This is a genomic window from Pantoea sp. App145, from assembly GCF_047947045.1.
Lineage (GTDB): Bacteria > Pseudomonadota > Gammaproteobacteria > Enterobacterales > Enterobacteriaceae > Pantoea.
The window spans coordinates 1,808,841-1,821,438 of the sequence record NZ_CP133290.1 but is presented as its reverse complement, the minus strand read 5'-3'; the positions used below and the strand labels follow the sequence as shown (position 1 = coordinate 1,821,438).

The 12,598-nt window shown below is 55.7% G+C and carries 11 protein-coding genes; 8 read left to right on the top strand and 3 right to left on the bottom strand.

The genetic code is table 11. The features are described 5' to 3' along the window. The first annotated feature begins 31 nt into the window (after positions 1-31). On the top strand, positions 32-1,087 hold the full coding sequence (locus RCF31_RS08375; RefSeq protein WP_416413045.1) for an AraC family transcriptional regulator: 1,056 nt from the start codon (positions 32-34) through the stop codon (positions 1,085-1,087). On the opposite strand, the gene RCF31_RS08370 is transcribed toward RCF31_RS08375, so the two are convergent. After that, entirely contained in the window at positions 1,047-1,475 is a 429-nt protein-coding gene (locus RCF31_RS08370) for a cell envelope integrity TolA C-terminal domain-containing protein (RefSeq protein WP_299457076.1), read from the bottom strand. The genes RCF31_RS08375 and RCF31_RS08370 overlap by 41 nt on opposite strands. Before the next feature lie 151 nt (positions 1,476-1,626). On the opposite strand from RCF31_RS08370, the gene RCF31_RS08365 reads away from it, so the two are divergent. From RCF31_RS08365 to RCF31_RS08355, 3 genes are read left to right on the top strand one after another with little or no spacing between them, the layout of a single operon-like run. Beyond that, the gene (locus RCF31_RS08365; RefSeq protein WP_208714159.1) at positions 1,627-2,304 is read left to right on the top strand and encodes a CsgG/HfaB family protein; all 678 of its coding nucleotides are present in this window, start codon (positions 1,627-1,629) and stop codon (positions 2,302-2,304) included. A gap of 11 nt (positions 2,305-2,315) precedes the next feature. Beyond that, positions 2,316-2,675 (top strand): DUF4810 domain-containing protein, encoded by a 360-nt coding sequence (locus tag RCF31_RS08360; RefSeq protein WP_084873065.1) that lies wholly within the window; start codon positions 2,316-2,318, stop codon positions 2,673-2,675. Next, positions 2,672-3,328 carry a DUF799 domain-containing protein gene (locus tag RCF31_RS08355; protein ID WP_299457070.1) on the top strand — a complete coding sequence of 219 codons (657 nt, stop codon included), beginning with the start codon at positions 2,672-2,674 and terminating at the stop codon, positions 3,326-3,328. The genes RCF31_RS08360 and RCF31_RS08355 overlap by 4 nt, the downstream gene beginning before the upstream one ends. A gap of 60 nt (positions 3,329-3,388) precedes the next feature. Here RCF31_RS08355 and RCF31_RS08350 read toward each other — a convergent pair whose 3' ends face one another. Together RCF31_RS08350 and sbcD are read right to left on the bottom strand one after the other, a co-directional pair. Continuing rightward, positions 3,389-6,937, bottom strand: a complete 3,549-nt coding sequence (locus RCF31_RS08350) for an AAA family ATPase (protein WP_416413044.1) — start codon at positions 6,935-6,937, stop codon at positions 3,389-3,391. Continuing rightward, positions 6,934-8,151, bottom strand: a complete 1,218-nt coding sequence (gene sbcD / locus RCF31_RS08345; protein WP_416413043.1) for an exonuclease subunit SbcD — start codon at positions 8,149-8,151, stop codon at positions 6,934-6,936. Before sbcD ends, RCF31_RS08350 begins: the two co-directional genes overlap by 4 nt. 178 nt (positions 8,152-8,329) lie before the next feature. Between sbcD and RCF31_RS08340 the strand changes: the two genes are divergently transcribed. From RCF31_RS08340 to RCF31_RS08325, 4 genes are all read left to right on the top strand, one after another. Then, positions 8,330-9,220 (top strand): hypothetical protein, encoded by an 891-nt coding sequence (locus RCF31_RS08340; RefSeq protein WP_416413042.1) that lies wholly within the window; start codon positions 8,330-8,332, stop codon positions 9,218-9,220. 264 nt (positions 9,221-9,484) lie between these two features. After that, complete coding sequence (gene phoB, locus RCF31_RS08335; RefSeq protein ID WP_003852491.1) at positions 9,485-10,174, top strand: phosphate response regulator transcription factor PhoB; 690 nt, start codon at positions 9,485-9,487, stop codon at positions 10,172-10,174. Positions 10,175-10,188: 14 nt separating this feature from the next. Further along, positions 10,189-11,502, top strand: coding sequence for a phosphate regulon sensor histidine kinase PhoR (gene phoR, locus RCF31_RS08330; RefSeq protein WP_416413041.1), 1,314 nt, complete (start codon positions 10,189-10,191; stop codon positions 11,500-11,502). Positions 11,503-11,520: 18 nt separating this feature from the next. Then, a complete protein-coding gene (locus tag RCF31_RS08325) occupies positions 11,521-12,447 on the top strand; it encodes a PstS family phosphate ABC transporter substrate-binding protein (RefSeq protein WP_416413040.1) in 927 nt (308 codons plus the stop codon). Positions 12,448-12,598 lie beyond the last annotated feature (151 nt).

The following is a 12,598-nucleotide window of genomic DNA, read 5'->3' as shown; positions in this document are numbered from 1 at the left end:
CGTATCCTGTGAGGTCAGCATGAATTCACTGATGAGACAGCCCGAGGCGTTCAACGCCTTGTCAGCGCATGCCAGTGCCAGTAACCGTGGCGTGCTGGCGGCAGCGGCCACTGGCCTGAGCGACTTCATCACCGGTAAAGGCGGTGATGTGGATCGCATCTTTGGCATCAGCGGCATTGATTCAGAATTGCTCGCCAGCCCGACCCTCAGTCTGGGCCTGGTGAACTATTGCCGCGTGATGGAAGAAGCGGCGCGACATTCCGGTTTTGATAACTTCGGTTTGCACTACGGCAGGCAGTTCAAACCGCAGTCATTAGGCCTGATTGGCTACATCGGCCTATGTTCGCCGACGCTGGAGCAGGCACTGCATAACGTGGTGAATGCTTTTCCGTGGCACCAGCATGACACCCTGACGCGCCTGGTGGACAAAGGCGACTGCTGGCGGCTGGATTATCAGGTACGCCACGGGGCGATTCTGTCACGTCGGCAGGATGCGGAGCTGACGCTCGGCATGTTTCTCAACCTGATCCGTCATGTAGCAGGGAAAAACTGGGCACCACGTGAAGTTCACTTCGAACATCCGCGCCCGGAGCAGTGGCATGAGCACTGCAAAGTCTTTGATGCGCCGGTGTGGTTCGAACAACCCTTCAACTCGTTATTGATCCCGAAACGCGATCTGTTACGTACCATGCCAGAGCAGGATCCGATGTTGCTGATGGTGATGCAGGATGCGATCCGCCGCCTCAACAGCAGCGCCAGCCTGCAGAGCGTGGTGGAGCAGGCGCGTTCGCAGGTCAATCTGTCGCTGATTCAGGGCGAGCCGGTGCTGGAGGAAATTGCCGACAAGATGGGACTGTCGAGCTGGTCGTTACAGCGCCGGTTGCGCGAAGAGGGTATCAGTTTCACCGCGCTGGTGGACAAGGTGCGGTGCGAAATGGCCACCCATTATCTGCAACAGAAACAACTGCCGATTTCCGAAATGGCGCTGTTGCTGGGGTATTCCGAAGTGAGCGCGTTTTCACGCGCGTTTCGTCGCTGGTTTGGCATTAGTCCGCGTCAATGGCGGCAAGATGGACTGGTAAATTAACCTGCTGTGGCGCAAAGCCAAACCACGCTGGCTGCCCACGATCGGGTGGCGGTGGTAATCCTTTCGACTGACCAATCAACTGCCAGGCACGCAGACACAGCGGCTCATCGCCCTGGGTCTGGGTGACGGCATAGCGCCCGCTTTTTTCCCACTCCAGCCGTACCAGGCAACGCTGACCAGCATAATGACTGGCATCACGAAAATCATGTACCAGCTTCAGCTGCATTTCATCAGCCCATTTGCAGGATGCACTCGTCGGTGACTTATCCGGCTGGCAGACATTGCTCGCCTCATCCTGTTGTTGTGATGAGGAATTCTGACAGGCGCTAAGCACCACCCCAATGGTTAGCAGGCCCAATAGTCCCGCCATTCTATTAATTAAATTCATTAATATACCGTTATTAGCCCTAAAGATCTGATTGTGCCCTGCCGACAGTCTACAGACCGACTCTCTGAATGCTATGGCAATCGTCTTACTGTCGGAAAAACCAGAATTTGCCGCCCCGTGCGGCTTTCTCTTCTTTATTCATGGATCTGAAATGCAAAAAAAATATGCCTTTGCGGCACTCTCCTTGTTATCGGCAGCACTGCTGAGTGGCTGTGCCACTGAGTCTTCGCGCGCCATCGAAGCCCCGCAGGTGCGGGCCGCCAGCCAACCGGCGTACCAGGGCGTGCGTAGCCCGATTGCAGTAGGCCAGTTTGATAACCGTTCGTCGTATATGAACGGCATCTTCTCTGATGGCGTGGATCGTCTGGGTAATCAGTCAAAAACTATTTTGATCACCCATTTGCAGCAAACCGGGCGTTTTAACGTGCTGGAACGCAGCAACCTGAAAGAGCTGCAGCAGGAAGCGAACTTTAAGCACAGCCAGCAAAACATTAAAGGGGCCAACTATATCGTCACCGGCGATATCACCGAGTTTGGTCGCAAAGAAGTGGGTGATCAGCAGCTGTGGGGCATTCTGGGCCGCGGTAAAACCCAGGTCGCTTACGCCAAGGTCAACCTCAATGTAGTCGACGTCACCACCTCTGAAGTGGTTTACAGCGCGCAGGGTGCGGGCGAATACCAGCTTTCCGCACGTGAAGTGATTGGTTTTGGCGGCACCGCCAGCTACGACTCCACCCTGAACGGCAAAGTGATGGATCTGGCGATCCGCGAAGCAGTCGATCATCTGGTTGACGGCATTACCAGCGGCGCCTGGCGTCCGGCGAAATAAGGATATTCCCGATGAAATTGATCAAACTGAGTGCCGCGCTGATTGCGGCGGGTGTACTGGCAGGTTGTGCACCAAAAGGGCCGGAACCGATTTATTACTGGGGCGATTACCAGCAGCAGATTTATAGCTACTACCAGAAAGACAAAGATCCGATGCAGCAGATTGATGCGCTGAATCTGGATATCGAAAAAGCCCGTTCGGTGAATAAACCGGTTGCTCCGGGTCTGCATGCGCAGCTGGGCCTGCTGTATGCCCAGACCGGCCAGACGGATAAAGCGTTCAGCCAGTTTGCCGCGGAGAAACAGCAATTCCCTGAATCCGCCCCGTATATGGATTTTCTGATGAGTAAGAAAAAAGGAGCAACCCAGTGAACAAACTGATTGCAGGCTTGGCGGTGCTGACCGCGCTGCTGCTGACCGGCTGCGCGCCGCATAAAAAACCTTATGACTACAGCGCGTTTCGTGCCAGCAAACCGGCTTCGATTCTGGTGCTGCCGGCGGAAAACAAAGCGCCAGACGTCAATGCCGCGCATAGCTTCACGTCGCTGGTGACGCAGCCTCTGGCGGAAGCGGGTTATTACGTGTTCCCGGTGGCGGTGGTGGAAGAGACGTTCCAGCAGAACGGTCTGACCAATGGTCATGATATTCAGGCGGTAAGTACCCAGCGTCTGCACGATATTTTCCATGCTGACAGCGCACTGTATATTTCGATTACCGATTACGGTACCAGTTATTTAGTGGTGGACAGCAACACGAAGGTATCGGCATCGGCGCGTCTGGTGGATTTGCGTACCGGCAAGGAACTGTGGCAGGGCAGCGCCACTGCCAATGACGGCGAGAATGGTAACAACAATAATGGTGGCATCATCGGCATCCTGGTGTCGGCGGCGGTGAAACAAATCGCCAATAATGTCACCGATAAAGCACATACCATTGCCGGTGTGACCAGCGCACGTTTGCTGGCACAAAACGAAGATGGCGGCCTGCTGGCGGGACCGCGTCGTCCGGTAACGGCAGCGCGTTAAGTGATAGCAAAGGGAGCGGGGTATCCGCTCCCTTCCACACGAAAATCACGTCGCGACGGCTTATTCCCCTGGCAACTCCAGCTTGCTGTAACCCAGCCCGTTCATCTTACGCACCTTGATCTGCACCGGAATGCGTTCCTTCATGGCTTCCACATGGCTGATCACGCCGATGGTTTTGCCACTGGCATTCAGTGCATCCAGCGCATCGAGCGCGGCATCCAGCGTCTCGGCATCCAGCGTGCCGAAGCCTTCATCAAGGAACAACGATTCAATACGCGTTTTATGGCTGACCAGGTCGGACAAGGCCAGCGCCAGCGCCAGACTCACCAGAAAACTCTCGCCGCCTGACAAGGTACGGGTATCACGGGTGGCATCGGCCTGCCAGGTATCCACCACATCCAGCTCCAGCTCATCGCTGGCACGGCGTTGCAACAGATAACGGCCATGCAGGCGATCGAGCTGACGATTCGCCAGCCACACCAGATGATCGAGCGTCAGGCCCTGCGCGAAACGGCGGAATTTGTCACCTTTGGCTGAGCCAATTAATTCATTGAGCTGGCTCCACTGTTGCAGCTCTGCTTCGTTGTCGCTGATTTGGCTCAACAGGGAATGCTGCTGCTGACGCAAAGCGGTGTCACTTTGCAACTGTTGCTGTGCTTCGCCCTGATGGCGGGCATTATCGCGCAGCGCCATGCGCAGGTTTTCCAGCCTTGCCTCAATGTCCGCCGTCCTGTCATCGCTCAGCTCTGCCGGACGTTGCTGCTGATGTGCGTTCAGCCTCTGCTCCAGCTGCCGGGTCAGGGTGATTTGCTGCTGACGTTGTTGCTCCAGTGCCTGTAAATGCTGACGCAGTTGCAGCGCCTGATGTTCATCGAGTAACGCCTCACGCAGCGCCACCTCGTCGGCGAAATCACTTTTCCGCAATGCGCTGAGGAAGGTGCTTTCGGCGTCCTGAACCCGCGCAGCCAGCATTTGCTGTTGCTGGTCGATTTGCGCCCGTTGCCCATTCAGGCTATGCAGCGTGCTTTGCGCCTGCTGCCATGCCTGCAACTGCTGCACCAGCTCCCGTTCGCACTGCTGCATCAATTGCTGCTGTGCCTGGCGCTCGGCCTGCACCTGACGATCGCCAAACAGCTGCTGGCGCTGTTGCTGCTGTTCTGCCCGTTGCTGCTGTAAACCGTTCAGTCCCTGTTGCAGGGTGTCCAGCCGCTGTTGTTCACGCGCATGGTTTTGTTGCCGGTTGTGCAATTCACTGTCTGCTTTGGCTCGCTGTGGTTGCAGGGTAGTGAGTAACCGCTCACTCTCCTGCCATTTTTGCCAGCGTTGCTGCAATGCTTCCAGCCAGTTGGCGCGTGTATCACGTGCGGGCAGGGCGAGTTGATGCGGTGTCAGCTGCTGTTCCAGTTGCTGACTTAATTGCTGCCAGGCCGCGCGTTCAGCTTCGCTGCGCTGGTTGAGATCGTTCAATGTCTGCTGGACGCTGGTAATCTGCTGCTGCGCCAGCTGCTGCTGTTGCAGATGTTCCAGCCATTCGCGTAGCTGGTTTTCCTGCTGATCCTGCTGCTGTTGCCAGCAGGTAACTTCATCTTGCTGCCCCAGCGCAAAGGTGAGCGCCAACTCACCAGTCAGCCGTTGCCATTGCTCAGTCAAGGTGGTGATTTGCTGCCCGATATCCTTGAGTTCCTGCTGCAACGCCTGCTGTTGCAGCAGCGACAGGCGTTGTTGCTCACCTTTAGCGGTGCCGGATTCTTTTAACTGATTTTCCTGATTTTGCAGTGCGACAAGCCGCTGCTGATTTTCACCGGGTTCCAGCTGTCGATATTCTTCGATAGCTGGATGCTGACAGGAGCCGCATAGCGGGCAGGGTTGGTCCGGCTGTAACCGGGCGCGTTCATCCGCCAGCCGGGCGATGGTGAGTTCCAAATCACAGATTTTCTGCACATCAATTCGCGCTTGATTGATGCGCTTCCACTCCTCGCGCAGCGCCTGTAAAACCTGTTCTTCCGCCTGATATTGCTGGGTTAACGCGTGCAGTTTCTGCTGGCGTTGTTGCTGTTGTGGCTGGAGCGAGCGCCACTGTGCAGCCAGCAAGGTTAGCTGCTGGCGGGATGCACGCTGCGCCTGATGTTGTGCCAGCGCATCACGCACCTGACTGATATCATGTTGTGACTCCAGCTCTGCCACTGGCTGCGCCGCATGCTGGCGAGCAGAGAAGGCTTGCTGTAGCTGGTCGAGCTGCTGTCGCTGCTGCTGATGCTGGTTGCTCAACTGGGCGATGGCCTGCTCGCGCTCATCCAGTCGCGCAATATCGGCTTGCCAGCGCGCCAGATGTTCTCCCCATTCAGCAACGCTGGCTTGTGTGGTGCGCCACTGCTGCTGTTCATCCCAGATCTGTTGTAAGCGTTCACTCTCCTGCTGTTGCTGGCTGAGTGCGGCTCCGCTTTGTTGCAACACTTGCTGCTGCTGGACCAGTTGCCGTTGTTGTTCGGTGATCTGCTGTTGCAGGGTGGCGATTTGCTGGTCAAGCGGGATGACATGTTCTGTCAGCAACGTTTCCAGTTGCTGTTGTCCGGCCTGCGCCTGATCTCGCGCCTGCTGTGCCGCCTGATAACGCACTTCACCCTGCTGCTGAGCGTCGAGCGCCTGTTGCTGCTGCTCCAGTAACTGCTGTGATTGCTGCGTCAGTGCCGCCAGTTCCTGGCGTAACTGTTCCCGCTGTTGCAGCTTATCGCGCAGTTTTTCCGCCGGTTCGGCGCGTGCCAGTCGCTGGCGTTCCGGTTCTGCATGCTGCCACGCACTTTCTGCGGTGTGAAGCCCCTGCTGTGCCTGCTGCTGCTCATTGGTCAGTTGCCGGGCCAGGGTTAACCACTGCTGCTGTTGCTGGGTGGTGATCAGTTGCTGGTTGAGTGTCGCTTCGCTGGTGCTGAGTTGTTCCAGTTGCGAAGTCAGTTCTGCCCGACGGGCTTCATCCAGCAGCACCATGCCACCGGCACGGGCGCGCAGGGTATCAAGATCGGTACGGGCGGTTTTGTAACGCTCAAAAACCTGCATCGAAACCTGCCCGTAAATCTCGGTGCCGGTCAGTTCTTCCAGCAGCTCGGCGCGTTCGCCGGGTTTCGCATTGAGGAAGGCGGCGAACTGCCCCTGCGACAACATCATCGAGCGGGTAAAACGGGCGAAATCGAGGCCAGATAAGGTTTCGATCAGCCTGAGTTTGTCACCCACTTTGTCGGCGACGATTTGGTTGTCAGCGCAGCGTGCCAGTTCAACGCGCGGTGCCTGCAATTTACCATCGGCCTGACCACGGGCGCGGTTCTGGCTCCAGAAGGCTCGCCAGGCTTCACCTTTGATTTCAAACTCCACTTCAGCCAGACATTCGGCGGTATCGCGGGTGATGAGTTCATTCTGACTTTGTGATAACACACCGAGACGGGGGGTCTGGTGGTAAAGCGCCAGACAGATGGCATCGAGTAGGGTGGTTTTACCCGCTCCGGTGGCACCGGTGATGGCGAACAGGCCATTGCTGGCAAAAGGCTCGCGACGAAAATCAATAAACCATTCACCGCGCAGGGCGTTGAGGTTTTTAAAACGCAGCGTCAGGATTTTCATGCAGAAGGGTTCTCCAGCGCGGCAAGGGTGGTGCGAAACAGTTGGGTGAGCCGCGCAGCCTGTTCCGTATCCAGATCTTCTTCCAGCGCCAGACGACGTGCAAATACCTCTTCAACCTGCAATTCGCTCAGGGTTTCATTATCCAGCCGTGCCAGGCTGCGGCTACGTTGCTCACGGCTGCGGCGGACCAGTAGCACTTCCACCGGTAAGCCTTCTGTCAGTTGCTCAATCCGTCGTTGCAGATCGCTGAGATGTTCCTGAGTGGTGATTTCAATGTCCAGCCACACCGGTTGTGATGCATCGCTATCTTTAAAGGCGGCCAGCTGCTGTTCAATCTCCGCCAGCGAGCCTTTGAGCATTTGCATTGGCTGAAACAGCGGAATGGTCAGCGGTGTCACGGCATCGAGGCCTGTGCTGAAATCAAGCAGGAACACGCTTTTATCCCGACCCAGCTCATCAAAACTCAGCGGGATGGGGGAGCCGCTGTAGCGAATTTGGTCGCTGTCGGCAATGCGTTGTGCACGATGGATATGGCCGAGGGCGATGTAATCCGCGGCGGGAAAGGCCTGGGCCGGGAAGGCATCCAGGGTGCCGATATAGATATCGCGTACTGAATCACTTTTGGTCACCCCCACGGTAGTGAGATGGCCGGTGGCGATAATCGGCAGCTGGCCGCCCAACGCCGCGCGCTGTGCCTCAGCGGCGGCAAAGCAGTGCTGATAATGCTGCTCGATGGCTTCCAGCAGCGAAAGCTGTTTTTCCCGTCCGGATTGTCCGGCCTGGCTGCGCAAAATATCGCGTGGACGCAGATAAGGGATGGCGCACAGCACCGCGCCTGGCGAGCCGTCACGCCGTTTCAGCGTCAGTACCTGCTGCTCGCCCTGCGGCGTTGCGCTGGTGATCACCTGGGTATTCAGGCAGGCGAGCAGTTCACGGGATTCATTTAGCGTGGCTACCGAATCATGGTTACCGGCCAGCACAATCAGCTGGCAACCGCTGGCCTGTAAGGCCACCACAAAGCGGTTAAACATTTCACGTGCGTAACTCGGGGGGGAACCGGTATCAAACAGGTCACCGGCGATAATGAGTGCATCCACCTGATGCCGCTCAATTTGCTGGCGCAGCCAGTCGAGAAAGGCCTGATGTTCCGCCGCACGACTTTTGCTGTAAAAGAACTGGCCCAGATGCCAGTCCGCCGTATGAATGATGCGCATGGATGCTCCCTGCCAGATTTCGCGTTGGGCGATTATATACGGATGGGACTGCCACTGACATGCGTATTAGCCGAACAAATGCGCCGGAAAAATCATCAATTCCTCAGAAGTTAACTATTCAGCGCGGAAAAATATTAGAGGTTAAATAAAGGCTCACTGATAACGTAAGGAGATAAATATGTTTCCTGTTAACCGTAGCGAATCTGTAACCTCCACCTCCGCCATGCGTTCAGCACCCGATAGCCATGCTTTAGCTTCTGCGGCTGGGGACAATATTGTCGTGGTGGCGAATTCAGCACAGCGTATGGGGTCTGCGACCTCTCAATACGACACAGAAGCGCCCGTCACGATGGGGCCAGAAGAGTATGAAAAACTGATTTACGGCAGGGCGACGGGAAGAACATCGTCCTTACTGCCTTTCGGGGCCGATGTCGTTCCTGCGGGTGATACTGCTGAGCTTTTCGCAACGTTTGTTACTACCAGAGGAAGAACTGTAGACGATGATGCGGTGGTTTATAACCGCGCTCCAGGTTGGGTATTTATCGCCCATCCTCCTGTTGTTGGCCCCTCTCCGGCCTATTTAGCCTCGTTGCGGGAAGATTTTTTAGCGATGGTGCTGAACCCCGATTTTAATTATCGCGCTGAAAATTGCCTGCCGAACTACGGGGTAATGACAACAATATCAATTCCCTATGTTGAGGGTGCCGAACCCGGGAATGCTCGCGCGCATTTCTTTTATCTTGATGCCTTCCGACCAAAAGATGTGAGCGCTTTCCTGCGTGATTTTTTCGATGCCATTATTTCCGCCAGCCAGAAAGTCACAACCCATGATGAAGCCATAGCCATAACTACCCTGATGAGTATGAATTATTACTGGGACCAGGCGGACGTCCCACCGATATTTGCGGGTGATATAACGCAGGATGAGTTTATCAGCATGAGTGATCAGCTGCTGGCAACGGATAAGTTCTCTGCGCTGAAAGCACAGATGGCGGAAAAAGCGAAATCCTGCGAGAAGATGGAAGAATTAGTACGCCAGATGGATCTGAATGACCATCCTGAGGTATAAAATACGTCGTTAACCCAGCTCTGGGATAGCATCCTACTGAGAGGTCGGGAAGGTTAGCTTCCCGGTCCGGGAAAAATCATTTTTTCTTAATAATTACCTGAGAAGCATATTCGTATGCTACCCGCCAAAAATCCTGTTTCTGCTGTCACATTTCTGTTTTTATACTCCAGACCACCCGTTGGTTTTTTCATAAAAGTGTCATAAAACTGACGCATAATGACGCCGCAAATCTCAGTGACAGCCGTCATATCAGCAGGAGTAATAATGGCTAAGCGCATTTTGGTTGTGGAAGACGAAGCTCCCATCCGTGAAATGTTATGTTTCGTGCTGGAACAGAACGATTACCAGCCGATTGAGGCGGAAGATTATGACAGCGCAGTAGGGAAGCTGATTGAACCCTGGCCAGATTTGATTTTGCTGGACTGGATGTTACCCGGTGGTAGCGGTATCCAGTTTATCAAACACCTGAAGCGTGAAGCCATGACGCGGGATATCCCGGTGATGATGCTGACAGCGCGTGGTGAAGAGGAGGATCGCGTACGTGGTCTGGAAGTAGGCGCGGATGATTACATCACCAAACCTTTCTCCCCCAAAGAACTGATGGCCCGTATCAAAGCGGTGATGCGCCGTATTTCACCGATGGCAGTGGAAGAAGTGATTGAGATGCAGGGGCTGAGCCTCGACCCATCATCGCATCGTGTGATGTCAGAGACCACGCCACTGGAGATGGGGCCGACCGAGTATAAACTGCTGCACTTCTTTATGACGCACCCGGAACGCGTTTACAGCCGCGAACAGCTGCTGAACCATGTCTGGGGCACCAATGTGTATGTCGAAGATCGTACTGTCGATGTACATATCCGTCGTTTACGTAAAGCGCTGGAGGTCTCCGGCCACGACCGCATGGTACAAACCGTACGCGGAACAGGGTATCGTTTCTCTGCCCGCTACTAAACGGAGTTTATACCGTGCTGGAACGACTCTCCTGGAAGAGATTATTAACCGAGCTGGTGCTGGCTTGTCTGCCGGCACTGATTCTCGGTTTGCTGTTTGGTTATCTTCCCTGGCTGCTGCTGGCTTCGGTACTGGGTGTGCTGTTATGGCACTTCTGGAACCTGATGCGGCTGTCGCACTGGCTGTGGATTGATCGATCCATGACGCCACCCGGCGGGCGTGCCAGCTGGGAACCGTTGTTTTACGGCCTGTATCAAATGCAGTTGCGTAACCGCCGCCGCCGCCGCGAGTTAGGCAATCTGATCAAGCGTTTTCGCAGTGGTGCAGAATCGCTGCCGGATGCGGTGGTGCTGACCACGGAAGAGGGCACCATTTTCTGGTGTAACGGTCTGGCACAGCAGCATCTCGGTCTGCGCTGGCCGGAAGATAACGGCCAGAACATCCTCAACCTGCTGCGTTATCCTGAGTTCTCCCGCTATATTCGCCAGCGTGATTTCAACAAGCCCCTGACACTGGTGCTGAATAATCAGCATCATATGGAGTTTCGCGTGATGCCTTACAGCGAAGGACAGTGGCTGATGGTGGCGCGCGATGTCACGCAAATGCACCAGCTGGAAGGCGCACGACGTAGCTTCTTTGCCAACGTGAGCCATGAACTGCGCACGCCGCTCACCGTGTTGCAGGGCTACCTTGAAATGATGAACGATTCGGTAATGAACGAACGTTCGCGCAATAAAGCGTTGCAAACCATGCAGGAGCAAACCCGGCGTATGGATAGCCTGGTGAAACAACTGCTGACGCTTTCGCGCATTGAGGCCGCTCCCGCCATTGATCTGAAAGAGACCGTTGATGTGCCAACCATGCTGTTGCTGTTGCAGCGTGAGGCGGAGACCCTCAGCCAGGGACGACACGAGATTCATTTCCACACTGACCCGCACCTCAAAGTGCTCGGCAATGATGAGCAACTACGTAGCGCAATCTCCAATCTGGTGTACAACGCGGTGAACCATACACCGGAAGGTACGCGGATTGATATCAGCTGGCTGCGGAGTAAGCAGGGCGCGGAGTTTAAGGTGTGCGATAACGGGCCGGGTATCAGTGCTGAACATCTGCCCCGTCTCACCGAACGTTTTTATCGGGTGGATAAAGCACGTTCACGCGCCACCGGGGGAAGCGGACTGGGACTGGCGATCGTGAAACATGCTCTTGGCCACCACAATACGCGGCTTGAGATCAGCAGTGTGCCGCATCAGGAGACGAGCTTCAGCTTTATCCTGCCGCCAAGGTTGATTGTCGCCAGTGGGATACGGGAGAATGTGGCGCAATAACTGTCACGGAAATCCCGCATGAAATCGTTGCTGCTGTTCATTTTGCTGTCGTTCTCTGTCCTGGCACAGGGGCAACAAACCATGCTGGCTGGCAATCTGAGTAGTGTGGGTTCCGATACCCTCGGTTATCTGATGACGCTGTGGGGTGAGGATTTCAGCCGCCAGTCGCCCGGTGTGAATGTACAGGTACAGGCGGCGGGATCATCAACCGCTCCCACGGCGCTGGCTGCCGGAGCGGCGCAACTCGGTCCGATGAGCCGGCCAATGCAGGCAGACGAGCGCCAGCTGTTTACTACCCGCTACGGCTACCCGCCGCTGGCAGTGCCGGTGGCGATGGATGCGCTGGTGGTGGTGGTGAATCAGGACAACCCGCTGACGCGCATCGAACCGCAGCAACTTGATGCGCTGTTTTCGGTGACGCGTTTATGCGGTGCACCGCACGCCGCACAGCGCTGGGGCGATGTGGGGCTGACCCTTCCCGGCTGGGAAACGCGCAGCATCGAGCGTTATGGACGCAACTCAGCTTCCGGCACCTGGGGTTTCTTCAAGCAGCAGGTGCTGTGCAAAGGTGATTTCCGTGCTGATGTATCCGAATTTCCCGGTTCCGCAGCTGTGGTGCAGGCCGTGGCGGCGACGCCCAACAGTATCGGCTATGCCAGCTTTGGTTTTCATCTGAGTGGGGTAAAAACCTTACCGGTGGTGACCGCCAGTGGCGACAGCGTGATGCCTGATGCAGAGTCTATCCGCAGCGGGCGCTATCCGTGGTCACGTCCTCTTTATCTCTACGTCAACAAAGCGCCCGGCAAACCTTTGCCACCGCTGGTATCTGCATTTCTGCACCAGGTATTGTCGCCCCAGGGGCAGCGCCGCGTCAGTGAGGCAGGCTACCTGCCGCTGTCAGATAGCCAGATGGCGCTGGCGCGGGCGGCCATAGAGGGGAATTGAAGAACGCGCATCACAACATGAATTTTCTTCATGTCACCTGAATTTTCTTCGTTTGCCCAATTTCGCTTAGCATGTCACTCTCTTTAGCCATGTAGCCATCCAGATGGCTAAAAATAACCGGACGAAATTATTACCTGACGCAACCATGCGT